Genomic DNA, 23866 nt, shown 5'->3' on the forward strand with positions numbered 1-23866 from the left:
TGAAACGTTCGGTGTAACTCCTGATCAAGGAAGATGCACCGGTGACCAGCGAGGACGTGACCGAGCCCGAGACCGAGGCGGCCGTGCTGCAGCCGTCGAAGTCCGCGGACGACCAACTGATCGACGAGCTGGTGGGCCGGGCCCAGGCCGAGGGCCTGCGGCTGACCGGCGAGGGCGGGCTGTCGCAGCAACGGACGAAGCGGCTGCTGGGGTCCGCCCTGGAGGGCGAGATCACCGGCCACCTCGGCTATGGCAAGCACGACCCGGCTGGCAAGAACGGGGGCGACCCCCGCAACGGCACCCGCGGCAGGACCGTGCTCACCGAGGTCGGGCCGGCCGGGGCATCGGTGCCCCGCGACCGGGACGGCACCTTCGAGCCGAAGATCGTGCGCAAGCGGCCAAAGCGCCTGTCCGGTGTCGAGGAAATGGTGATCTCGCTGTCCGCGGAGGGTCTGACGACCGGCGAGGTCCAGGCCCATCTGGCCGAGGTCCACGGCGCCGGCGTCTCCCGCCGGACCATCTCCACGATCACCGACAAGGTCATGGACAGCATGGCCGAGTGGCAGAACCGGCCCCTCGACGCCGCCTGTCCGGTGATCTCCACCGACGCCATCCACGTGAAGATCCGCGACGGAGCCGTCGCGAACCGGCCGGTCCACGTGGCACTCGCCGTTACCGTCGAGGGCCGGCGGGACCTCCCGGGCCTGTGGGCAGGCGACGGCGGAGAGGGCGTCAAGCACTGGAGGCACATCCTCACCGGGATCAAGAACCGCGGTGTGAACGGCGTCCTCAAGCCCGTCTGCACCGCGCCGACCGAAGAGGCCGCGCTCGAGCGGTTCGCCGAGTTCGCCGGTGCCTGGGGCGAGAAGTACCCGGCGTTCGTCCGGCTCTGGGAGAACACACGGGTGGGGGCGCCCCCGGACGGGGTCTGGGGGCGAGTTCACCCCGTTCCTCCGCTTCGACACCGAGATCCGCCGCATCGTCCGCACCACGAACGCGACCGAGTCCGTGAACGCCAGGATCCGGCGGGCGGTCAAGGCCCGGGGCCGCTTCCCGAACGAGACCGCCGCCCTGAAGTGCGTCCACGTGGCCATCATGAGCCTGGACCCCACCGGCGAGGGCCAGGCCCGCTGGACCATGCGCTGGAAGACCGCTCCGAACACCTTCGACATCGCCTTCGACGGCCGACTTTCCGCAGCCCGTCAGTCATCCCAACCACCCTGGCCACACCGTTCGTTTGACGGACCCGCGGCTCACGGGACGAGCGCACGCGCAACGGCTGGTATTACTGGTGCATGCAGGAAGAGATTGCACGCTCCGCGATCGACACGTTCATCTCCGCGTTCAACGCCTCGGACGACAGCTATGTGACTGCCCTGCTCTCCCAGGCTCTGACCTCAGACGTGGTCTTCTGGGGGCCGTTGGGTCGCAGCGAAGGAATCGCGGCGGTCGAGCGGTTCGTGCTGGACATCCGGCGCCACCCGGCGGGGACCGGCACGATGGTGCGCTGCTCGGCGGTGGACATGCCGGACGAGTGGGCCCGGTACCAGTGGGTCTTCACCACGCCGGACGGAGGTCCCCGCCTGGCGGGAACGGACGTCGTCCATCTGCGACGGAGCCTCATCGACCAGGTCATCGTCTTTGCGGGGGAGATCGAACCGTCCGCCTCCTGAGCCATCCTTCCGTCGCTGTCCTTCTCCTGAACTTGCCCTTTCGGCGCTCGGGGGCTGCGGTTCGCGGTTGGCCGGACTGCGGTGCTGAAGGGGCGTCCGCCCCGGCGGATGCCCTTCTCGCTGCGGACGCGGGCGCGTTCCTTGCGTGGGGCGGCGAGTACGTCGGGGTGGCGGGCGTTGGTATTGCGCCGGCGCAGGCAGCGGTGCAGTGCCTGGGTTTGCGCGGGGTGGCTGCGGCGGTGGGAGTTGGCCAGGGTGAACTGCCGCAGCGGGCCGAAGTGGGCCTCGATCGGATTGGCCCAGGAAGCGCGGGCCGGGGTGAAGCACAGCTCGCCCTTGTTCTTCGCCCAGCGGCGGATGTCCGCGCCGATGTGGGCGGAGAGGCTGTCCGGGATGATGGAGATCGGGGCGCCGTCGGATCGGGCGGCGCGGACCGACTTGAGCGCGGCCAGGGTGCTGGCGGTGCCCTTGCGCCGTCGGTTGACGCCCCGCAGCCGGTCGTCGCCCACGGAGCAGCAGCCGTGGAAGCAGGTGATGCCGTGAGTGCGGCGGTAGGTCGCCGGCAGCCGGTTTGGCTTGCCCTGCTTCGCCCCCCCAGGAGCCCGCGGTGGGTCGGATCCCCAGGGGTCCGAACCCGTCGAAGGCGAAGACCCGGTCCGGGAAGCAGTCCGGCACCTGCTCAATCCGGTCGAGCTTGGCGTCGCGATCAGGATCGGGCGACTCCTTCCAGGTCTTGGTGCGCTGGAAGGCGATGCCGCGGCGCCGGAGCAGGCGCCGTAAGGCTTCACGGCCGATGCGGATGACGCGGCCGTGTACTTTCCGCAGGTAGGCGGCGAGTGTGCGGATCGACCAGCGGGTGAAGGGCTGGCCGAGCCTGGTGGGGCGAGTGCGCTCCCACCTGCCACGGCTACCGAGGCACCAGCCCCGTCCGACCACGGCCACACCCGTCAGAACACCCGCTCCTCATACCGCTGGGTGCTGTCTCTTCGGTCGGCGTCGGCTCCGGATGAGGATGGCCCTCCGAGGAGTTCCGGAACCTCCCTCTTGCCGCTCAGGACCCCGCACACGTTCACTGCTCGTACGGGGGGAGGCGGCTGCGGGAGGAGCGAGGGGACGCACGTGTACGCGGCGGCACGGAAGTACGGGTTCCATTTCGACGGGCCCCACGCGACCGAAGAAATGTGAGGAGCTACCGGAATACCGCCTCGTGTTCCCGGGCGGCGGAGCGCACCTGTCACCGTCCGGATCGAGAGGAGCGAGGGGTTGCGGTGTCGAGTCGTGCCTGGGCCGTCTCCAGGAGTTCCCGGTACGTGTCCTGAGGGCTCGGGTCCAAGAGGGCACGCACAGCACGAACGGTTTCCTTCATGTCCCGCAGCAGCGGCTGCTCTTCCATGGCCAGGACCGCGCGGGCTCCCACTTCAAGCGCTCCGCACCACAGGACGGCCAGGCCCGGCGGCCGGCGCGCGGACCCCTCCGCGTGGCGCACCACCGCTTGGCACATCAGGTGTGTCTCGGCCGCGACGCGCCACGACTGCGCAATTTCGCCCTCGCGCACCAAGAGGTCGGCGAGGGTCGTCAGGTGGGCCGCTCGGGCGGGAAACGCGGACGGGTGAACGGTGAGGCGGGACGACGCCGAGTACGACTCATGGGCCGTCAGCGCCTCGCGCAGCAGTCCGACGCCCTGAAGGGGGACGACCGGCTGCGGTTGCTGGCGCACGAGGGATTCGGCCGTGGTGAGGGCTTCTGCGAGGGTGGGCGGAAGTGCGAGGGCGGCGGTCTCCTCCTCGCGGGCGACGGACCCCGGGGACTCCTGTTCCGCCCGGGCGAGAAGCGGTTCGGCTTCGCGTGGGCGGCCGGCCAGGCGCAGGTGCAGGCCTTGGCGGGCGAGGGCCGCGCCGAGGGAGCCCCAGCCCCGCTCCGCCGCCTGCAGGACGAGTGCGTCCACGCTCAAGGCCGCGTTCCAGTTGCCGCGGAACGCCTCCAGGCGGGTGGCTGTGTCGCCGGCCATGCCGATGGCGTAGCCGATGTGGTCGGCGGGGAGGTGGCCTTGCGCGGCCATGAGATCGCGGTAGCGGGCGAGGGACTGCTGGGCACAGGCCAGAGCTTGGTCCCTGTCGCCGCTGTTGAGGTGGACGGTGGAGGCGAGGGCCAGGACACGTGCGAAGTCGGCGAGCCGAGGGTGGGGGGAGGCGAACGCGCCCTCCCGCACGTAGGCGGTGACGGCGGTATCGACATCGGCGAGTGCCGACAACGCGTTTCCGTCCTCGCTGTGGGCACGGGCGCGGCGTACAGCGGCGTCGGCGGCGAGGACGCTGCTGTCGGGGTGCCCGCTGCGCCGGTACGCTTCCTCGCACCGGTTCAACGATGCGATCGCCTCACCGCGTCGGCCCGCGGCCAGTTGTGAGGATGCCTCGGAGTACAGCAGCGCGCCGCGCATGTGCCACAGTTCGCGGTCCTCGGGACGCCGCTCGAAGAGTTGCTCGAGACTCCGGTGGGCCTCGCCGAACGCTTCGAGCGCGCGGAGCGCGGACTCCTCGCCGGGCTTCCGCTGGTGCGCGATCCCTCTCTCGTACGCCTCGGCCGTCTGCCGCCTGAGCAACTCCGTGCGCATGCGTCCGAACGGTGCCACCAGCGCCTCCCCCTGAGCGTCTTCGCTGCCGGAATCATCATGGCGCAGACGCATCGCGCTGCCCAGAGGCTCGTTGGGTGCCCGGCGCACTTCCTCCTCCGCAGCGGCACCTGCGGACGGTGAGCCTCCGCTGCTTCCGCATGGGCCCCGGGCCCGGCCGGTGCTGCCGGGGCCGGGCCGGATGTGCGGCCGGGGCAGTGAGTCCCGGGCCGCGATGCCCTCCCCGCCGATCTCCGGCGGCACGGCAGCCGACCGGACCGCCGACGCGCTCGGCACCCCGAACCGGACCCTTCACGGTGAGAAGGCGAGCGCGACGGCGCTCGTGGTGCGCCGGTCCGTCGACCGCGGCCTCCCGGCCGGCCCGAGCGCGAACCCGGGCGCAACGCTGCACCACCGGCCAGATCGCGGAGGTCTGCCGGCTCGAGGACCTGGCGGACCTGGTCGCCGCCGACACCCCGCTGGGGCCCGGGTAGGCCGCCGCCCGCCTTGGGGTTTGCCGCGTGGGCTTCGACCACACGGTCCGGCTCGGACGGGTCCGCTCCCCGCAGCCGGTCGGGGTCCGCTTCGGCACCAGCCGGGCCGGGGCCGCCGACGCCGCGCTCTGCACCACGGCCTTTGCCGACGCGGCCGTCCCCGCCCACCCGGCGGCCGACTGGGAGCAGCTGCGCACGGAGGAGAAGGGCCGGGGCCCCGCTCGCCGCGCCGGCGAAGCAGGCCACCCCGGCCTGACCCGAGCCCCTGCTCGTCGACGCCGCCCCTCCCCCGCACCCGGCAGGAAGGGGCGGCGACTGCTACGGCATCCCCCCCCCCCCCCCACACACACGGAGCGCACGTGCGTTTTTCCATGTTCCACCTGTTCACGTTCAAGGACGGGAAGATCATCGAGAAGCGGGCCCACTACAACCGGGCCGACATCATGGACCAGCTCACGGCCGGCTCCGCCGCCTGACGACACGGGCCTCGACAGCGACGCGATCTGATCGTGCACGGAGTGTCACCCGCCAATCATCAGTGGCCAACCGCCAACCATCGCTGGCCGCCGCGGATCTGAAGGGGGGAGACTTCTCCCCCGTCGGCGCCGGACTCCGTCCACAGGACCGCGATCCGAGCATCGGGTTCGAGGCCGCCGCGATCAGCGGAGCGGCCCGTACGCTGAGGAGCCGACATGCCCGGCACCACGCCGCTCGCCCGATGACCCCGCACGCGGCCATCAGCGCCTTCGGCCACCTCCGGGCCGTCCAGGCCGACGACACCGGTGCCGCCCGCGAATTCGGCGGCGCCGAACCTCGGATGCCCGAGCTGCTCGTCGACGTCGCCGAACGCATCGTCGTCCCGGTCACCGCGCTGCCCGGCCCGGCCGCAGGCGAGCCGTGCGCGGCCGCCTCCGCCCTGGAGGCCCTCGGGCGCATCTTCGTAACCTCGCTGCGGATCTGGGCACAGACCGGACCGGACACGGCGGAGGACACCGCCCGCGCCGTCATCGGCGGCCGCAAGGCGCTGTGGCAAGGAGGAACGGGCCGGATAGCAGAGCCGGACAAGGGGGCGCGCGAACCCGGCGCACCTGGAGGAGGGGCGCCGGTGCGCGCACCAGGACTTCACGGGCTGAGAGCAGCGGTGTCCCACACGAGGAGCAGGTGTGCGTTGTCCTGGGTCATCAAGTGCTTGCCGTCCGGTGTGAGGCGGCAGTCGAGGATGGTGTGGGTGTGGACGTCGAGGCTGCTCAGCAGCGCCCCGTCGAGGGTGGACCGCATCTGTATCCGCTGTCCGTCGGGTACGGCGAGCCAGTCGGTGTGGGTGGCGAAGCGGGTGCTGCCGGTGTTGCCGCCCGGCCTCAGAGTGAAGCGTTCTCGGCAACCGGGGAGTTCCAGCACACGGATTTCGTCCAGGTCGCCGATGACGATCCAGGATCCGTCGCGGGCCAGACCGAGCCGGTGGATCTCACGCGGCTGCTTGGGCAGTCGGGCGCGGAGTACGCCGGTGCCCGGGTCCCACAGGGAGACCTCGCCTCTGGGAGAGGCCATGGCGAGGAGATTTCCGTCGGCGCTCAGTGCCATCTGCGTCAGCAGCGTCGTCGGGGGCTGCGTCGGGGTGTGCCGGCCGGTGAGCACGTGTCCGAGAGTGCCGGTCCGCAAGTCATAAGAGATCCACGTGCCGTCCGGGCTCTGGACGGTTTTCCACACCTCGCCTATCCGCAGATCGTCTTTCTCCTCCCCGCTGGCCGCGTCCCACGCCCGGGCTTGCTCGCCGACTGCTCCGGCTATGAGGAAGCTGCCGTCGGGAGCGACGGCGCAGTGGCTCAGCTGGTCGTACGGGCTGTGGATCACCCGCCGCACGGTCCGGGTCGCCAGGTCGTAAAGGCGGATGAGTCCGTCCCTGCCGGCAGCCGCCAGCCAGGTGCCGTCCGGTGACAGCGCAAAGTCACGGGTGAAAGGCGGCACGTGCAGCACGGCGCGGACCGCCGACCTCGGCCAAGGTGTGGATGGCTCGGGCAGGCCGAGATTCCGCAGCAATCCTCGGGCCTGTTCGTGCACATCGGATGCGCGGCGGGACGCCTGACGGCCCATTACGGCGTTGATGCGCGATGCGATGGCTCCGGATTCCGCGGAGCCGACCAGGTCCAGGTCCTTGAGTAGCCCTGGTACCTCGAGCCGCTGGATGCGGGCGGCCTGCCACGGGGGCTGAGCCACCAGTTCGGCGGCGGCAGCTGGGTCACTGTGCCGAAGGTGCCACACCAGGTGCTGCCACCAGTACCCGGCCTCGACGGGCAGGTCCCACCACTGGCCACCAGGACGCACCAGGGCGCGAGCGTGGTCGAGGAGCCGGTCATGCCACCTGCTGGCCTCTTCCGGCGTCCAGCGCGACATCAGGCGTTCATGCAGTTCTTCCGGGACGGTGAGCAGCGACCAGCCGTCATCACCCGTGGTGATGCTCACCAGTCCCGCGCGCTCCAGACGCTGCAGCTCGCTCAGAACGAGGGCGTTCAGCCTGGCGTCACCGGCTCCCTGCCACACCTGCTTGACGTCGCGCACGTACAGGGCAGCACCGGGAGGGATGGCCGCAAGGCGGCGGGCGTCCACCGTGCTTCCGATACTGAGGTCAAGCCCCGCCAGCGCCGCGCCGAGACCGTCGTCACCCCAGTGGGGATGACCTGTCCGCTCCCCGAACTCCCGGGCTTTGCGCTCGTCGGCCCGTTGCCTGTACCGGCGCAGCCGCCAGTCGCCGTAGATCGCCCAAGGTGTCTTCATCCTCCGGCCCTCCCCCTACCGCTCGGTCCGCTGTTCAGTTAAGCAGTCCGAGCCATGCGGTGACGAGCGCCGCGGCCGCCGTCTGAGGCCCTCAGACAGGGGGCGTGGGAGACGACGAGGCGGCGTACGGCGGCCGGGCCCGACGGGCAGGTGCGCGTCCGCGCGGACCTCCGGGATCATGGCCAGGATCGCTGCGGCGTCCGTCGTAGTCAGGAGGAGGACGGGAGAGGCCGCTGACCATGGTGTGACCGACGATGGCAGGGAGCGCGCCGGCCGGGGCGTGGAACCGCCGCGCGGGTGCGCTGCCGGTGCGCGCGCCTTCTGCCGCCATGCGGCCGCCGCTGCCGTCTTCGCCGCAGCCGCGACAGTGACCGTGGCGCCAGGTCGGGGCGCGGATACGCGCGGGAGCTCCGCGGCCATGATCATCTGGTCCGGGCCGGCGGCGGGGACCGGTCCTGGGTTCCGTGCCGGGGCGCTGCAGCAAGTGGTCAGGAGCCCGGTATCGATGGAGTGGGCAGTGCGCGCGGCGTCGTCATCTCCCTGGCCGGGCGCGGTTCTCGGGCACAGCGAGCGGTGCCCCGGACCGGCTGGGAGCGGCGCCGGACGGGCGGCGGCTTCGGCGACAAGTACAGCGCCGCGCCCAGCCGGTCCGCGTCGGCGAGCTGCCCCAGGCACTCGCGCTGCTCCGGTGAGAGGTGCGACGATGGCACATGGCCGCCCGTCAGCGCGGCCGACGGAGGAAGTCCAGGAGAGCGGCGGTGAGTTCGGCGGGGGCGTCCTCCTGGACCAGGTGACCGGCCCCGGCGGTCAACTCCAGTCGCGCGCCGGGGATCCGGGTGGCCAGTTCCCGTCCCCGCGCCACGGGGATCCAGGTGTCCTCCTCGCCCCAGCAGACCAGCACCGGGATGCCGAGCTCGCCGTACCGGTCCTGTATCTCGTCGGTGGGGCGCTGGTCGGCCTGGTCCATCTGACGGTAGAAGGCTGCCTGACCGGGCTCATCCAGCCAGGGCTGGACAAGCCGTTCCAGGACGGCGGGACGAAGGCCGACGCTGCTGGCCGAGCCCACATACGCGCGCAGCAGAGCACGGTGCGGCTCGGACGGCAGCCGCTGGAAAACCTCGCTGTGCCGGCCCGCGAGCCAGAAGAACGGAGAACCCCATGGGCCCAGCGCAACCGTGTCGACCAGGGCCAGTGCGGAGGTGGACACCCCGATCAGGTCCTTGCCGGCAATCGTTCCGCGGGGAAGGCTCAGCCCGTGGTGCTCGCCCATCAGACGGTACACATCCCGGACGTCCGGGACATACAACCCCACTCGTCCGGCTCGTCGGGGAAGTCGGGGACCGGGAGGCGCCTCGGCCGGGGTCGAACCGGCCGCGGACGAGGGCCCCTCGTGAAGGGGATCCCGCTCGCACGCACACGCCGTGCACGCGCGCGTCATCCGGTCGGCGCCGGGGCGGGGAGGTACTCGAGCCAGTCGAAGGCGACCGTGCCCTCGGTGGCGTACATGCCGATGACGCGGCCGGTGAAGCCGCAGGCGACCTCGGTGGACAGGTAGCGCCCGTCCAGTTCGGCGAGCGGGCGGGCGCCCGGGGCGGTGGGATCACCCAGCCAGAAGGCGAGGGTGTCGGGGCCCGTGGTCCCGCCGTCGGTGAGTTCGGGTGACGCGGGCACGAGGCCGGCCGTCCGGACCGTGACGGTGAGGGACAGCGGTCCCGCCGGGACCGGCCGTCGGGCCACGGTCCGGCGCAGCGGCCCGATCCGGGCGACGACGCGGACCTCCCCGTCCCCGGCCTCGATCTCGTAGTGATGGGCCTCGTCCAGGCGCACGCACAGTCCGCCGCGTCCCGTGCCCGGGTCGATCAGGGTGGTGACGCGGCAGTCGTGGTGCTGCTGGCGGCGGCCGACGAAGGTGTGGCCGGGGCGGTCGAGGGTGGGGCCGGTGGCGTGCAGGACCAGGTGGCCGGGGCGCTCGGTGAGCGACCAGGCGCCCTCCGGGCGGGCGAACGGCGAGATCCAGTGCGGTGCGAGAGCCGGCCCGTCGAAGTCGTCGCGGGCGGGCGGGGCCGGGACGGGATGCCAGGCACCGCCCGGCGCGGGGTGCCGTTCGGGAACGGGCGCGACGACGGGCCAGCCGTCCTCGTCCCACTCCACGGGGGTCAGGAACGTCTCGCGGCCGAGGACGTGCACGTCGGGTGTGAAGCCGCGGGGGCGGACGCCGAGCAGCACCATCCACCAGCCGCCGTCGGGAGCCTCCACCAGGTCGGCGTGGCCGGTGTTCTGGATGGAGCGGGCGCTGCCGCTGTGGGACAGCAGGGGGTTGCCGGGTGCGCCCTCCCAGGGACCGCGCGGCGAGCGGCTGCGGGCCACGGACACGCTGTGGCCGCGTTCCGTGCCGCCCTCCGCGATGAGCAGGTACCACCAGTCGCCGATGCGGTACAGGTGGGGTGCCTCGGGATACTTGAGGCCGCTGCCGGACCAGGTGGGGAAGGGCTCCTCCAGCACCTTTCCCTCGGCAGGGTCGATCCTGGCCATGTTGATGCCCCCCGCGGGGCCGGAGAAGGCACACCAGCAGGTGCCGTCCTCCTCCCACGCCAGGTCGGGGTCGATCCCGGTCAGGCCGATCCACACCGGGTCGCTCCACGGTCCCTCGGGCCGCTCGGCCGTGACGACGAAGTTTCCGCCGCCGTCGATGTTGGTGCTGATCACCCAGTAACGGCCGTCGTGGTGGCGGAGCGTGGGGGCGTAGAGGCCCCCGGACGCCTTGGCGCCGGGGAGGGGCAGCGGCAGTTGTGCGGGGCGGTCCAGCACGTTGCCGATCTGCTCCCAGTGCACGAGGTCCTTGCTGTGGAAGAGCGGCAGTCCGGGAACGTACTCGAAGCTGGAGCACACCAGGTAGTAGTCGTCGCCGACCCGGCACACACTCGGATCGGGGTGGAACCCGCTGATCACCGGGTTGTCGTACATGTGCACGGAAAACGTGTTCCCTTCGGGCTGCCGGGCACCGCTCGCTCCGGCACGGCGGTCCGGTCGGTGAGGGCCGCCGCCTCGACGGTGGCGGCCCTCACGCGCCTCAGTGGTGCCCTCGCGCAGGGCGTGTCAGGCGCGGGTCCAGCGCTGGTTGCTGCCGTTCGAGCAGGAGTAGAGCTGGATCTGGGTGCCGTTGGCGGTGCCGGCGCCGACGGCGTCGAGGCAGCGGCCTGACTGGACGCCGACGATGGTGCCGTCGGAGTTCAGGCGCCACTTCTGGTTGTCGCCGCCCCAGCAGCTGTAGATCTGGACCTTGGCGCCGTTGCCGGTGCCGGCGGCGTCCAGGCACTTGTTGCCGTAGACCCTGAGCTCACCGGAGCTGGTCAGCGTCCACTGCTGGTTGGTGCGGTTGTTGCAGTCGTAGAGCTGGACCTGCGTGCCGTCGGTGGTGCTGGCGTTGGGCACGTCCAGGCAGCGGCCCGAGCCGACGCCCCTGATGGAGGTGCCGTCACCGGGCTCCGGGTCCGGGTCCGGGTCCGGGTTGCCGCCGCCCGCGTTGAGGGCGTTCAGCACGGCGTTGTACGCCTGCTTCTTGCTGCCGTCGTTGTTGAACAGCAGCGGCGTGTGCTCCGGACGCCAGGAGTCGCTGTCGCGGACGCCCCAGACGGTGACGCCGAGGCAGCGGGAGACTGCCAGGCAGTCGTTGACCACGGCGGCGTAGGTCGTCGGCGAGGCCCCCTGGATGTCGAGCTCGGTGACGGCCACGTCGACGCCGAGCGCGGCGAACTGCTGCAGGGTGGTGCGGAAGTTGCTGTCGTAGGGGCTGCCGCTGTTGAAGTGCGACTGGAAGCCGACGCAGTCGATCGGCACGCCGCGCTGCTTGAAGTCCCGGACCATGCGGTACATGGCCTGGGTCTTGGCCCAGTTCCAGTTCTCGACGTTGTAGTCGTTGTAGCAGAGCTTGGCGGACGGGTCGGCGGCCCGCGCGGTGCGGAAGGCGACCTCGATCCAGTCGCTGCCGGTGCGCTCCAGGTTGGAGTCGCGCCGGGCGCCCGAACTGCCGTCCGCGAAGGCCTCGTTCACCACGTCCCACTGCGTGATCTTGCCCTTGTAGTGGTTCATCACGCCGTTGATGTGGTCGATCATCGCCTGGCGCAGCGCGCCGCCGCTGAGGCTCTGCATCCAGCCGGGCTGCTGGGAGTGCCAGGCCAGCGTGTGGCCGCGCACCTCCTTGCCGTTCTGCACCGCCCAGTTGTAGACGCGGTCGGCGTTGGTGAAGTTGAACTGGCCCCGCTGCGGCTGGGTGGCGTCGATCTTCATCTCGTTCTCGGCCGTCACCGAGTTGAACTCGCGGGCCGCGATGGACGCGTAGGTCGAGTCGTTCAGCCGGTTCGCGGCGATGGCCACGCCGAAGTAGCGGCCGCTCTGCGCGGCGGCGGCGCCGAGGGTCGATTCCGCGGCCTGGGCGGCCGGCGGCGGTGCGGCCAGTACGCCGACCGCACCGAGGGCGCCGACGAGCAGCGTGGGGAGCAGAACGCGGAACTTCCGCCGGAGGGCGGCTCTGGGGAGGGCATAAGAGCCCATTGCTGTGCCTCCAAGGTAGGTATGACGGAGCGCCCGGCCGGCAGCGCGGGTCCAGGGGATCCGCAGGGGCTGCCTGCGGTACGTGGATCATCCGTCGTGCAGCGGTGCGCGGCTCTGTGGTGCGGCATGTCCACACGGGACAGTTGGTTCGACATTTCGAACTGCGGTCGCGTTGCCAGACAGATGATTGAGGGTTGCTGAGTACGCGTCAACCCTCACAACGGAAAAACTTTCTGTTCCGATTTCGAAATTTTCGCATCCACGTCCAGGTACTCGCCGAGCCCGGAACTAGCGGTTGTTTACGACCAGATCGGTGACAGGCCTTGACCGGAGGCCCTCCGCTTTCTACCTTGTGGCGTCACAGAGCCAGGATCACTTCGAAACATTCGAACCTTTTTCATCCTGCTCGGTCGCCGCTCCGCCGGTCGCCGGCGTCATCTCCCCCCACTTCGAGGAGGCCCTCCGATGTGGCTTCGCCCCGCACTTCCGGTCCGTCCCAGACGTCTGCTCGGTGTCCTCGCCCCCCTGCTGCTGTTGGCCACCTTCCTCGGGGCCCGGCCCGCCGAGGCCGCGACCGTCGATCCCAACGCCTCGTACGTGCTGGTCAACCGCAACAGCGGCAAGGCACTGGACGTCCACAACCTGGCCACGAACGACGGCGCCCGGATCACCCAGTGGACGAGGAACGACCAGGCCCAGCAGCAGTGGCAGTTCGTCGACTCCGGCAACGGCTGGTACCGCCTCAAGTCCCGTCATTCGGGCAAGGTGCTGGACGTCCACAACTGGTCCACCGCGAACGGCGGTTCGATCGTCCAGTGGTCCGACCTGAACGCCGCCAACCAGCAGTGGCGGCTGGCCGACAGCTCGGACGGCCACGTACGCCTCATCTCACGCCACAGCGGCAAGGCCCTCGAGGTGCAGGGTGGGTCCACCGCCGACAACGCGAACGTCGTCCAGTACGACGACTGGGGCGGGACCAATCAGCAGTGGCGGCTCGTCAAGGTCGGTTCGGACACCGGCAACCCCGGCGACCCCGGCTCCTGTGACCTGCCGTCGAGCTACCGCTGGAGCTCGACCGGCGCCCTGGCGCAGCCCCGGCAGGGATGGGTGTCCCTCAAGGACTTCACCGTCGCCCCCTACAACGGCAAGCAGCTCGTCTACGCGACCACGCACGACACCGGGACGCGTTGGGGTTCGATGAACTTCGGCCTGTTCGGGGCCTGGTCGGAGATGGGCTCGGCGAGCCAGAACGCGATGAACAGCTCCACGGTCGCGCCCAGTCTCTTCTACTTCGCGCCGAAGAACATCTGGGTGCTGGCCTACCAGTGGGGCGGCACCGCCTTCTCCTACCGGACGTCGACCGATCCGACCAACCCCAACGGCTGGTCGTCCGAGCAGGTGCTGTTCTCCGGGAGCATCTCCGGCTCCGGGACGGGACCCATCGACCAGGCGCTCATCGGTGACGGCACGAACATGTACCTGTTCTTCGCCGGCGACAACGGCAAGATCTACCGGGCGAGCATGCCGATCGGGAACTTCCCCGGCAGCTTCGGCTCGACCTCGACCGTGGTCATGAGCGACACGACGAACAACCTGTTCGAAGCCCCGCAGGTCTACAAGCTGCAGGGCCAGAACCGCTACCTCATGATCGTCGAGGCGATCGGCTCGCAGGGCCGGTACTTCCGCTCGTTCACGGCGACCAGCCTCAACGGCAACTGGACGCCCCAGGCCGCGACCGAGAGCAACCCCTTCGCCGGCAAGGCCAACAGCGGTGCCACCTGGACCAACGACATCAGTCACGGCGAGCTGCTCCGTACCAGCGCCGACCAGACGATGACCGTCGACCCCTGCAACCTGCAGCTGCTGTACCAGGGGCGCAGCCCCAACTCGGGAGGTGACTACGGCCTGCTGCCCTACCGTCCGGGTCTGCTGACCCTGCGGCGCTGAGAAGCCCTGCTCCGAGGGGGAGTCGGTGCGGCGGGTCCGGTGTCATGCCGGACCCGCCGCACCGCCGGCTCAGCCCTGCTGTGCGGGAGCCCCGGCGGACGCGTCCTCCCGGGACCGTCCGGTGCCGTCGGCCCGGCCGCGGCGGGCACTCCGGACCGCGAGGGGGCGAGCAGCAGGGCCAGGACGAGCAGACCGATCGGGCCGCCGGTGCTCAGCAGCCACAGCAGGCGCGCGGTGGTGGCGGCGTCGTCGGCCTGCTGCTCCACGGACGTCTTCGCTCCCCGGACCTCGACGTCGGTCACGGGGAACAGTGTCACCGGCCCGCCCTCGTCCGCCGTCTGAGCGACCACCGTCTGGTGCAGGTCGCCGTTGAGGGACAGGCCGGTGTCCGCGTCGCTCCAGGCCCCCCGCTCGTCTGCGCATGGCCTCTCCTCGGTGCGGTGTCCGTGCCTGAGGGCTCGCCCTTGCCCAGCGAGCGTCAGGTCAACGCAGGAGGGATGAAGAAGGGCGTCAACGCCGCCGATGCAAGTGGATTGGCGATCCATCAGACGAGTGATCAAAGATCGGAGGAGTCCGGAGAGCGTCGCCCGAACGACCTCCCGGGCTGTCTCGCAGCTCGCGAACAGCTTGCTCCGGCGATCGCTGGAACAACGGGGAACGGACGCTCGACGCAGCCCGACCGCGTCGAGTGAGGTCTCACCGGCACCGAACACGCTCTGGCAGGCGGAACCGGACGCGGTTCGCGCCGTCGAGCGGGCCGACGGCGCCGATGACGACCTCGGACCGTTCTTCGCCGGCACCGCCCTGGCCCGGCCGTTCACGGGAAGCGGTGGCGGGAGCCGGTCAGGGACGCAGTTCCAGGGTGATGTGCGGGGACAGGGCGCGGAGGAAGTCGGGCGCGTCGAAGATCTCCCCCGCGGAGACGACGCCGAACGCCTCGGTCCGTCCGGTGAGGACGCGGTCGACCGCTTCCGTCACGAGGGGTGCGGTGACGGCGTAGATGTCACGGCCGCGGGCCACGGCGCGCCGTTCGACGCCGCCCGAGCGCACGACGACGTCGACGAGGAAGGTCTGGTCGGAGCGGCCGCGTTCGTCGGCCGCGGCCGGCGTCGGGGTGTCCGGGTCCGCGATGTCCCGGGCCGCCTCGACCGTCATGTAGGTGCGCACCTCGGGGACCGGAAGGTGGCTGGGGACGGTCACGACGTCGGCCATCGTGAATTCCCCGATGACGGGCCGGGGGCCCATCGGGTCGGGGAAGGACCACTCCAGGGTCGGCGGGGCGTCGTGCCGGTACTCCAGCCGCCCGCCGGTGTAGCGGACGCGCCGGCCGTTCCGCCGCTGCCGGGAGACCGCGCCCGCGGCACGCGTCCCGGCGGTGGGGTGCCAGCTGTTCAGCCCGTACGCGACGTGCGCCTCGTCGGCCGCCGTCCAGTCGCCCATCGCCGCGGTGACCAGCAGGTCGCCGAAGCCGCCGAAGAAGGCCATCGCCGGGACGATCACCGCTCCGGCCTCCCGCGCCCGGTCGGCGAAGTGCGCGAAGGTGTCGAGGTTGGCCTCGATCTCGGCCGCCACGTCCAGGTACGGGATCCCGGCGCGCAGGGCGGCCTCGATCACGGGGGCGGCCGTCGTGGCGAAGGGCCCGGCGCAGTTGACCACGGCCGCCGCGCCGGCCAGCGCGTGGTCGAGCGAGACCGGATCGTCGGCCGACGCCGGGCGGGCGTCCAGCCCGGTCTCGTACGCGAGCGCCTCCAGCTTGTCGGCGTCGCGGCCGGAGAGCACCGGGAGGAAGCCTCGCTCCCTCAGCTCCGCCACCACGAACCGCCCGGTGTGCCCGTACGCACCGAACACCGCCACCGTCTGACCCGGTCCCATGGGTCCTCCCCCGCACTCGAACGATCCGCTGCGATCTGTCAGGTACATCCTGGCGAGGACCGTCACCCGAGCACGACTGTCCGGAACGACACACCCCGTACAGTTCCGGACATGGCTACTGTCGCGCTGGCCGTCACCGACGGCATGCTGCACTTCGAACTGGCCCTGGCGTGCGAGGTCTTCGGAGCCGGACCGGCCGGCGTGCCGAAGCCCTGGTACCGCCTCTCGCTCTGCGGTCCGGGCGCCGTGCGGGCCGGCCGCTTCCGGCTGGAGCCCGACCACGGACTCGACCGCCTCCCGGGCGCCGACACCGTGATCGTTCCGGGCTGGGCCGACATCGACCAGGATCCGCCGGACGAGCTGATCGACGCGGTGCGCGCGGCCCACGAGGCGGGCGCACGCGTGGCCTCCCTCTGCACGGGCGCCTTCGTGCTGGCCGCCGCCGGTCTGCTGGACGGCAGGCGTGCGACCACGCACTGGGCGCACACCCGCGAGCTGGCCGAGCGCCACCCCCGGGTGACGGTGGACCCGGACGTGCTCTACGTGGACGACGGCAGCGTGCTCACCTCCGCCGGCAAGGCCGCCGCCATGGACCTGTGCCTGCACCTGGTCCGTCTCGACCACGGCTCGTCGGTCGCCAACACGCTCGCCCGCCGTCTGGTGGTGCCGCCGCACCGGGACGGCGGCCAGGCCCAGTTCGTCACCACCCCGGTCCCCGCCCCGGGCAACCATCCGCTCGCCGAGCTCCTCCCCTGGGCGGTCCAGCGGCTGGACCGCCCGCTCACCGTGGAGGACCTGGCCCGCCGGGCGCGGATGAGCTCGCGCAATCTGAGCCGCCACTTCAAGGCGGTGACCGGCACCACTCCGCTGCAGTGGCTGCTCACCCAACGGATCCGCCACGCCCAGGAGTTGCTGGAGACCACCGACGACACCGTCGACACCATCGCGGCGGCCACCGGCATGGGCACCGCCACGACGCTGCGCCGGCACTTCAACCGGACGGTCGGTGTGCCGCCGGACGCCTACCGCCGTACCTTCCGCTCCCGGACCCGCACCGGCCCCGACGACGGCGGGCGGCACCACAGGCATCCCGGGCTCTGAGGAACGGGAAGCGGACGGCCGCCGCCGACAGGTCCCGGAGTCCGCCCGGGACCCGCGCGGCGGGGCGCCGGCGGTGCGCCGCCCGGGTCCGGGCCCCTTTCGCAGCATTCCTGGACCACCGTCCGGACAGTCGGCTCGGCGGCCACCGCCCGGCTGGTCAATTCCTGGGCGCTGACCTGCGACGGACCAGTATGATCTCCTCGCTGCTCGCACATCTGTGCCTATCGGGGCGCCGTTGCGGGCGTTCAGAGGGAGGGATCACTTGACCATGTCCTTCGGCACGGGACCACGTACGGTTCTCGCCTCTTTAGGGGCCCTTGGCCTGACACTGGCCGGCGCAGCAACCCCGGCGAACGCGGTCGACGGGACGCTCACCCCACCGACTCACCTGTTCAACGGGTACAGGCACTGCTCGACCGACGCGGACCGGCCATCGTACCGGTGGGCCCGCGAAGGTCTGGTCGTCGAAGGCATCCCCGGGGTCCCGGAGGACACGGGAGGCTCCCGCGTCAGCGTGCGGTACCAGGTCTGGCCGGTGGACGATCCCTCGGAGATCACCACGGTCACCCGCGACCACGCCATCCCCGGATTCGAGGCTCCCGCCACTCTGCCGGCCGGCGCGCTCGCCGACGGGCAGAGCTACGCGTGGCAGGCGCAGACGGTGGCCGGCAACGCGGTCTCGGACTGGTCGGCACCCTGCTATGTCACCATCGACAACAGCAGGCCGGCGAATGCCCCCACCATCACCTCGTCGAACTACGCTCCCGAGACGTGGAACGAAGGCGGCGAGCCGGTCGAGTTCACGCTGAGCGCGAACGGCGTCACCGACGTCGAGGGCTTCGTGTTCTCCTGGCAGCAGGACTTTCCGGCGATCGGTACGGAGATCGGTGAGTACGGCATTCCGCAGCCCGTCGACCCGTACGCCGACACGACATACTTCAAACGCGCTGACACGCTCGGTGGTTCGACCACACTCAGTCTGGTGCCGCCGACCGGTTCTGGTCCGATGACGCTGTGGGTGCGCAGCCTGGACCGCGCCTACAACGGGTCACAGACCGCCCGGTACGACTTCAACGTCAGCTCCACGGCGCCCAGCATCTCACCGGCGGTCCCGGAACCCGAGTTCGGTCAGCCGACCGAGTTCACGCTCCGTCCCGGTCCCGAGCTGCAGGCGAAGAGTCCTGTCGTGAGCTACTCCGTCGAGACCGTCGGCGGTCAGAACGACAGGACCTTCGACGTCACGGCGCGATCGGACGGCACAGCGACCGTGGAACTCACGCTGGACGGTCCCTACGGCGAGAGCCTCCGGGTGGCCAGCAAGAGTGCCAACGGCTGGGTCAGCGACAAGGCGTGGTGGGGGGTCAGTTACGACACCGCACCCGCCGTTTCCTCGGACATCTATCCGGAGAACGGCTCAGGCGGCGGCGTCGGCGTGCCGGGCACCTTCACCTTCACGCCCAAGGTGAAGGATGTCGTGAGCTACACGTACACCTTCAACAACGGTGACCCGGAGGTGACGGTCCCGGCGGACACCGATGGCACCGCGAGCATCGACTGGACCCCGACCACGGATGGCTGGCACGACCTCACGGTCTACGCGACGACCAAGCTCGGGCCTTCAGGTGGCGCCCTATGACTACTTCTTCGCCGTGAACTGAACCGGTTCACCGGAAGGCGCCGGTCCCGGCTCCCCGCAGCGGAACCGGGACCGGACGCGTCTTTTCGTGCCGGTCGGACATCGGTGTCCCTTCTGCGACGCCGAGTGGTGATCACCGCGCCCGCGCCGGGAATTCGCTGCCGAGCCGGGAGACGGCGGTGGCGAAGCGTTCCATGTGCAGGCGGGTGGCATCCCGCAGGGTCCCCTCCTCGTCGACGCGTTGGCGCCGGTGGGCCACGATCGGAGTCATCAGCGACCTGAGTCGGGGATTCGTCGGCAGCAGGTGGCTGCTTCGCCGATGATGTCGCCGGTGCTCCTCGCCCGGACGAACGGTCTCGGGTCGTCGTTCCAGCCGACGATCCAGGAACGGATGTCGTGTTCGAGGGCCTGGACGCAGCGGTGGACGCCGCGCTTGAGCTTCTTCTGTGAGTCCGGCGAACCACCGCTGGGCGAGGAACTCTCGGAGCAACAGCAGGAGGCCGGTACGGCTGTCAGCCGGTGACCGGTTGGCCGGCCGAGCGACACCGGCAGCGCCGGCGTGGCCCGGGGCCCCCGCACGGGCGACCTCGCAGGACGTGGATGCTGCTTGGCTGGCACGACGCCGCAGGTGCCGGACCACCGCCCTCGTCCGTACTCAGGCCCTGCGACAGCCGGCCCGGGGCTGCTCGCTGCGGGGCGGGGCTGGCATCCACGGACGCGTCGGCCGTTCGCAGCGTGAGGCGGGCGGGGCGCTGCGCCCCGTACGCGCCCTGTGTTCCCGGCTCACTCCATCAGGTCTGACCTGGCGTTTTCCCTGTCCCTGGGCTCTCCGCTCTTCCAGGACCGGTCTGCGGCAGACACGGCAGGCGGCACCTTCCTTCCGCTTGTGGTGCCTGCCGCGTGGATGGAGCGACGAACAGGAGCGGGGGGCGGCGTACATCTGACCCCGCATGAGCAGGAGCGTCTGAACGGTCCACGTGGCGGCCGACATCGCCCGGCGGCGTGAGCGCGGTCTGCTGGTGAACTATCCCGAAGTCATGGCGCTGTTGACGGCGCATGTCCACGAGGGGGCGCGGGCCGCACGACGTCGTCGACCTGCTCGCCGAGTGCCTGACCGTGACGGAGTGATCTGGTCGACAACCGCGGTTCCGGGCCGCGGACCGGGGCGACGCATCCTGACCGGACGTTGCCGTGTCCTCACAGGTCGGGCCACGGGTATCCCTCCGAGTAGACGTGCCAGCCCCGGAAGAACCAGCCGGCCAGATCGCTGATCCGCTCCAGGCAGTCCTTGTAGTAAGCCTCGGGAGTCGGCCTGGGGAAGTTCGCATGTGAGGTCCACATCGGCACCCACGTCGCGACCTCATGGAACCCCTCAGCGAGCCACCGATCGAGTTTCTCGTCGTCCTGGCAGTGCTCGCACACCGTCCGCATGGCCCTCTCAAGACGGGTGAAGGCAGCCCGGTCCCACACCAGATCCCCGCGCAGGCGCAGCAGGAAGCTTCCTTCCTCTGCGTCGAACTCCCGTCTAAGAACCTCGATGGCCTCGTCCACGAACGAGATCATGGCAGGCCCTGAGGGAAACCTCGGCACGGCCCCGACCGGCACCGAGTGGTACACCACATCCGCACTCGGCGGAGCGCTCAGCGGAGTGCGCCGACAGCTGGGCTCCCCCGGGCCCGGCATCCAGCTCGCCGCCCGGATTCCGGTCGGAATCGGGGACGACCGCACCCGCTTCCCGACGGAGGGCCTGACTGACCTCGCTCATGCGCGCCAGATCAGACACTGGAACCTGCAGCGGCGGGCTCCAGGGCCGGCCCCTGTGCCCCGGGTCCGCACCCTCACGCCGCAGAGCGGTGATCAGCTTGCCGGACCGGCAGGGGCTCAGTCCGGTGGACAAGGGCTGTCCAGGACGGCCCCGACGCCGTGATCACACCGGACACGACAAGATCATCTCAACCGTGACCAGCAGTTACGGGACAGCCCTCAGGCACCGCTCAAGGTGGATCGGCCATCCATGTTCGTCGTTCCGCGGCGCCGGAACGCCCGGGCGGTCAGCGGCCGGCTTCCGCCTGCTCGACGATGCGGCGGAGTTCGGCGATGTGTCCGGCGAGGGCCTGCCGGCCTTGGGGAGTGAGCGCGAGCCAGGTGCGCCGGTGAACCTTCGCGACCGAGACGTAGTGCGCCAGCTGGAGAACCTTGACGTGTTTGCTCAGCACCGAGTCGCTGACGTCCAGCGCCTCGCGGACGACGGAGAACTCCATGCTGTCGACGGCGGCGAGCATGCTGCAGATCTGCAGCCGGTTCGGCGCGTGGATCACCTCGTCGAAGACGGCACGCGTCATCGCCCGGCCCGGATGTCACGTCGGGCGATCGCGTCGAGGCGGAACTCCACGGCCACGGTGAGCACGCCGATGACGCCGCCGGCCACGGCGATGGCCCAGTGCACGCCCGCGCCCCACTCCAGGTACATGCCGACGGCGGCCAACAGGACGAGGGCCAGGACGTATCCGCCGTACACCCTGATCGCGCCGGGCGTGGAGGTGTAGCGCTCGTAGGAGACGCCCGTCGCGCGCCGGAGCGCGTATCCGAGGCCGAACACCACGAGGACGAGTACCGCGCCCGCCCAGGAGGCCACCCGAAGGCTCATGGCGAGGAAGACGAGCGCGAGCGTGGCGCCCAGGCTCACGTGGTACCACCACGGGGCGGCGACGTGGGTGGCCGCACGGGCCCGGGAATCGGCGAGGGAGTCCAGGGCCGAACGGGCCGAATCCGGAGTCACGCGCCCGGAGTTGTCCGAGTTGGTTTCCATGACGGAAAGTAATACAGATCACTTGCCACCGTGGCAAGTGACGTTCTCGCGTCCCTGCGCAGCTCCGGATCCCCGCGGACGGCAGCGCTCGTGCCGCATGAACCTCACCCTCGGAGTCCGTCAACACCGGCTTGCCCAGCCGGCCGCCCGATCTCCCGGAGGGAGCCGCAGAACACGTCAAGTCGTTCCTGGCCCCGCAACTCCCGCAGGTTGACGTCGAAATCGACGCCGTCCGCGAACGCGAGGGGCTGCGCTCCTCCGATCGCGAGCAGACCGCAGTCGTCGAGCCGGTTCGGCCGAAGGCGTCGTGCGTGGCGCGACACAGCGCGGGCAGCGCCCACGAAGGTGCTCGGATGCCCGACAGCGTCCGTGCACCGAAGCCGTCCGTCAGTCCCTGCCGATGACGACCACTTCGTCCTCGGCCGTCCAGCGGCGCCGCTCGTGTTTGGGGGGATTGATGCGCACGCCGTAACCGGGACCCGTCGACGACTCGTCGTGGCTCCGGTAGCCGATGGCACAGTCGCCGCGATGACGCGCCGCGGCCACTACCGTGGCGAATGACGTCTCGTGTCCGGGCAGTACGTAGTCGGTGGCCGGCCGCATGCGGACCCCGGCGCCGTCTGCGGAGAACAGTTCCTCGAACACCGCTGCCAGGTGCCGGTTCTGGGAGATCTGGGCCATGAGCAGACCGATCAGCTTGCCACTGATGATCACGTCGGCTCCGGGACCGACGGGAGCCAGCGTCCGGTTGCGGTCGTCGATCAGTTCGGTGACGACCGGCAGCTCGCGCCCGGTGGTTTCCTCCAGTTGGCGCAGCAGCAGGAGGGTGACGAGCGTGCGGTTGTCGGGGTCGTCCGGCGACTGCCCGGGGACGGGGTCCCGGCCGAGCACGATCACGCTGTCGTAGGAGTGGACGTCCAGACGTCGCAGAGTCTCAGGACGGGTGACGTCCCCGTGGTGCAGTGTCAGGCTCAGACCGGTACCGCTGTTCACGTCCGCCTCGTTCACCTGCCGTGCCGTCGCCTCACCCTGGTCCGCCACCACGTCGACGGCTGATCCGGACCGCGCGCGGCGTCGCAGCTGGTCGATTATGAGCGGTGCGCGGCGATTCCATCCCAGCAGAAGGACCCGCTCCGCTCGTGTGGGCGCCGGAGGACCGGAAGCCATCACCGTCTCCTCGACCCATTCCGCACAGTCACCCGGCCAGGCCGTGTCGTCGTCACGGGCGATGACGACGAGCAGGTCGTCCGGAGCGATGGGCGTCTTCGGTGGCGGATTGAGCAGGGGGGTGCCTCCTCGTACCATCCCGACGACACTCGACGTCGGGTAGGACAGCAGAGCGTCGCCGAACGGGCGGCCGACCAGGGCCGGCTCGGTGATCAGGTAGAACTCGTCACCGGCGAAGTCGAGGAGTTCCTGGTGCACCAGGGAGAGCCCGGGGCGGCGGGCGGCCTGGACGATCAGCCGGGCGGTGACGGTGTCACTCTCCAGGACGACGCCGCCCGGTCCTGCGGCGAGACAGGCGGCCAGGCGGTACCGGTCGTCCCGGACGGCGGCGACGACGGGCGGGCGGTTCCTCCGCCCGGCCAGGGCCGCCCTGAGCGCCAGCAGTGTCTTGACCACCTCGGCATCGGCGTCGGGCCCGTCGTGCGGCAGGATCAGCACGACACCGGCCGTGGCCGGGCTCACCAGGGGGAGCACGGCCGGGTCGGTGGTGGGACCGCTGCGGCAGATCAGCCGCGTACGTCCGGCAGAGCCCACCTTCGTGCTCAGCGCCTCCTCCATGAGGGTCTTGTCCCGGTCGGCCAGCACCGCCACCGCGGCCCGTCGCTGGTTGGCGTTGGCGGCCACCAGCTCGCTCACCACCGTGAAGACCTGCTCCGACCATCCCAGGACCACGGCGTGCCCCTGTTCGAGCACGGTGGAACGGCCCCGCCGCAACGCGGTGAGCCGCTCCGTGAGCGCCGTCGTGATCAGACCGACGAGCGTCGAGACGTACAGCAGAGTGACCAGGGCGAGCAGCACCGACGTCACCACCCGCAGCGGCGTGCCCGTCGCGCCGCCCAGCCGTAGCGCCTCCCCGGTGAGGCGCCACACCTCCGCCAGCCGGTCCGTCAGGGACGCCGGCGCGTCGGGGTCGGTCCACACCAGCACCGCACTGGCCGGGACGACGACGGCCAGGCACAGCAGTGCCATCCAGCCGACGAGAGCGGCGGCACCGCGGGCCAGCGTGCTGTCGAACCAGTAACGGGCCCTGTCACCGAACGGAGTGCGCCGCTGCCCCACCCTTCCCCCCTCCCTCTCCTGACGCTCTCGCAAGGCCACGTGGATGCCGCGTGCGCGATGCGCCGCGCGGGTCTGCCGGAGAGCACGGATGTGGATCCGCACGTCGCAGTGTGGGGG

At 70.8% G+C, this 23866-nt stretch carries 16 protein-coding genes and 5 pseudogenes; 6 read left to right on the forward strand and 15 right to left on the reverse strand.

Annotation, left to right across the window (positions count from 1 at the left end; all coding sequences use genetic code 11):
- Positions 1-41 precede the first annotated feature (41 nt).
- Together ACWH4W_RS22455 and ACWH4W_RS22460 are read left to right on the forward strand one after the other, a co-directional pair.
- Positions 42-1194, forward strand: a pseudogene (locus ACWH4W_RS22455) (IS256 family transposase); the annotation flags it as partial.
- A gap of 101 nt (positions 1195-1295) precedes the next feature.
- Positions 1296-1673, forward strand: a complete 378-nt coding sequence (locus ACWH4W_RS22460; protein ID WP_030825962.1) for a hypothetical protein — start codon at positions 1296-1298, stop codon at positions 1671-1673.
- Between the two features lie 77 nt (positions 1674-1750).
- Here the strand turns inward: ACWH4W_RS22460 and ACWH4W_RS22465 are convergent.
- The 7 genes and pseudogenes from ACWH4W_RS22465 to ACWH4W_RS22495 form a co-directional block, all read right to left on the reverse strand.
- Positions 1751-2561: pseudogene (locus ACWH4W_RS22465) on the reverse strand (transposase); the annotation flags it as partial.
- 346 nt (positions 2562-2907) lie between these two features.
- Complete coding sequence (locus ACWH4W_RS22470) at positions 2908-4302, reverse strand: hypothetical protein (protein ID WP_473077661.1); 1395 nt, start codon at positions 4300-4302, stop codon at positions 2908-2910.
- A 1008-nt stretch (positions 4303-5310) separates the two neighbouring features.
- Positions 5311-5808 (reverse strand): hypothetical protein, encoded by a 498-nt coding sequence (locus ACWH4W_RS22475; protein ID WP_473077662.1) that lies wholly within the window; start codon positions 5806-5808, stop codon positions 5311-5313.
- 89 nt (positions 5809-5897) lie between these two features.
- Positions 5898-7547: a WD40 repeat domain-containing protein gene (locus tag ACWH4W_RS22480; protein ID WP_473077663.1), complete on the reverse strand. Its 1650-nt coding sequence runs from the start codon at positions 7545-7547 to the stop codon at positions 5898-5900.
- A gap of 721 nt (positions 7548-8268) precedes the next feature.
- A pseudogene (locus tag ACWH4W_RS22485) lies at positions 8269-8748 on the reverse strand (alpha/beta fold hydrolase); the annotation flags it as partial.
- A 233-nt stretch (positions 8749-8981) separates the two neighbouring features.
- Entirely contained in the window at positions 8982-10511 is a 1530-nt protein-coding gene (locus tag ACWH4W_RS22490) for a glycoside hydrolase family 43 protein (protein WP_473079233.1), read from the reverse strand.
- Positions 10512-10643: 132 nt separating this feature from the next.
- Complete coding sequence (locus tag ACWH4W_RS22495; RefSeq protein WP_473077664.1) at positions 10644-12098, reverse strand: endo-1,4-beta-xylanase; 1455 nt, start codon at positions 12096-12098, stop codon at positions 10644-10646.
- Positions 12099-12563: 465 nt separating this feature from the next.
- Here ACWH4W_RS22495 and ACWH4W_RS22500 point away from each other — a divergent pair, with 465 nt between their 5' ends.
- Positions 12564-14045 carry a non-reducing end alpha-L-arabinofuranosidase family hydrolase gene (locus ACWH4W_RS22500; RefSeq protein ID WP_473077665.1) on the forward strand — a complete coding sequence of 494 codons (1482 nt, stop codon included), beginning with the start codon at positions 12564-12566 and terminating at the stop codon, positions 14043-14045.
- On the opposite strand, the gene ACWH4W_RS22505 is transcribed toward ACWH4W_RS22500, so the two are convergent.
- Together ACWH4W_RS22505 and ACWH4W_RS22510 are read right to left on the reverse strand one after the other, a co-directional pair.
- Positions 14012-14590, reverse strand: coding sequence for a porin PorA family protein (locus ACWH4W_RS22505; RefSeq protein ID WP_473077666.1), 579 nt, complete (start codon positions 14588-14590; stop codon positions 14012-14014). The two genes, ACWH4W_RS22500 and ACWH4W_RS22505, sit on opposite strands and share 34 nt — an antisense overlap.
- A 298-nt stretch (positions 14591-14888) precedes the next feature.
- Positions 14889-15917 (reverse strand): saccharopine dehydrogenase family protein, encoded by a 1029-nt coding sequence (locus ACWH4W_RS22510; protein ID WP_473077667.1) that lies wholly within the window; start codon positions 15915-15917, stop codon positions 14889-14891.
- 111 nt (positions 15918-16028) lie between these two features.
- Between ACWH4W_RS22510 and ACWH4W_RS22515 the strand changes: the two genes are divergently transcribed.
- Both ACWH4W_RS22515 and ACWH4W_RS22520 read left to right on the forward strand, forming a co-directional pair.
- Complete coding sequence (locus ACWH4W_RS22515; protein WP_473077668.1) at positions 16029-17018, forward strand: helix-turn-helix domain-containing protein; 990 nt, start codon at positions 16029-16031, stop codon at positions 17016-17018.
- 262 nt (positions 17019-17280) lie between these two features.
- Positions 17281-18654 carry a hypothetical protein gene (locus ACWH4W_RS22520; RefSeq protein ID WP_473077669.1) on the forward strand — a complete coding sequence of 458 codons (1374 nt, stop codon included), beginning with the start codon at positions 17281-17283 and terminating at the stop codon, positions 18652-18654.
- Positions 18655-18787: 133 nt separating this feature from the next.
- Here ACWH4W_RS22520 and ACWH4W_RS22525 read toward each other — a convergent pair whose 3' ends face one another.
- Entirely contained in the window at positions 18788-18925 is a 138-nt protein-coding gene (locus ACWH4W_RS22525; protein WP_473077670.1) for a hypothetical protein, read from the reverse strand.
- Positions 18926-19558: 633 nt separating this feature from the next.
- On the opposite strand from ACWH4W_RS22525, the pseudogene ACWH4W_RS22530 reads away from it, so the two are divergent.
- Positions 19559-19739 (forward strand): annotated as a pseudogene (locus ACWH4W_RS22530) (urease subunit gamma); the annotation flags it as partial.
- Between the two features lie 112 nt (positions 19740-19851).
- Here the strand turns inward: ACWH4W_RS22530 and ACWH4W_RS22535 are convergent.
- The 5 genes and pseudogenes from ACWH4W_RS22535 to ACWH4W_RS22555 form a co-directional block, all read right to left on the reverse strand.
- Positions 19852-20205, reverse strand: coding sequence for a hypothetical protein (locus tag ACWH4W_RS22535; RefSeq protein ID WP_473077671.1), 354 nt, complete (start codon positions 20203-20205; stop codon positions 19852-19854).
- A gap of 238 nt (positions 20206-20443) precedes the next feature.
- Positions 20444-20594: pseudogene (locus tag ACWH4W_RS22540) on the reverse strand (IS5/IS1182 family transposase); the annotation flags it as partial.
- A gap of 111 nt (positions 20595-20705) precedes the next feature.
- Positions 20706-20996, reverse strand: coding sequence for a transcriptional regulator (locus tag ACWH4W_RS22545; protein ID WP_473077672.1), 291 nt, complete (start codon positions 20994-20996; stop codon positions 20706-20708).
- Positions 20993-21463, reverse strand: coding sequence for a hypothetical protein (locus tag ACWH4W_RS22550; protein ID WP_473077673.1), 471 nt, complete (start codon positions 21461-21463; stop codon positions 20993-20995). Before ACWH4W_RS22550 ends, ACWH4W_RS22545 begins: the two co-directional genes overlap by 4 nt.
- A 387-nt stretch (positions 21464-21850) precedes the next feature.
- Positions 21851-23749 carry a CASTOR/POLLUX-related putative ion channel gene (locus ACWH4W_RS22555; protein WP_473077674.1) on the reverse strand — a complete coding sequence of 633 codons (1899 nt, stop codon included), beginning with the start codon at positions 23747-23749 and terminating at the stop codon, positions 21851-21853.
- Positions 23750-23866 lie beyond the last annotated feature (117 nt).

The organism is Streptomyces sp. DSM 120436 (genome assembly GCF_055778765.1).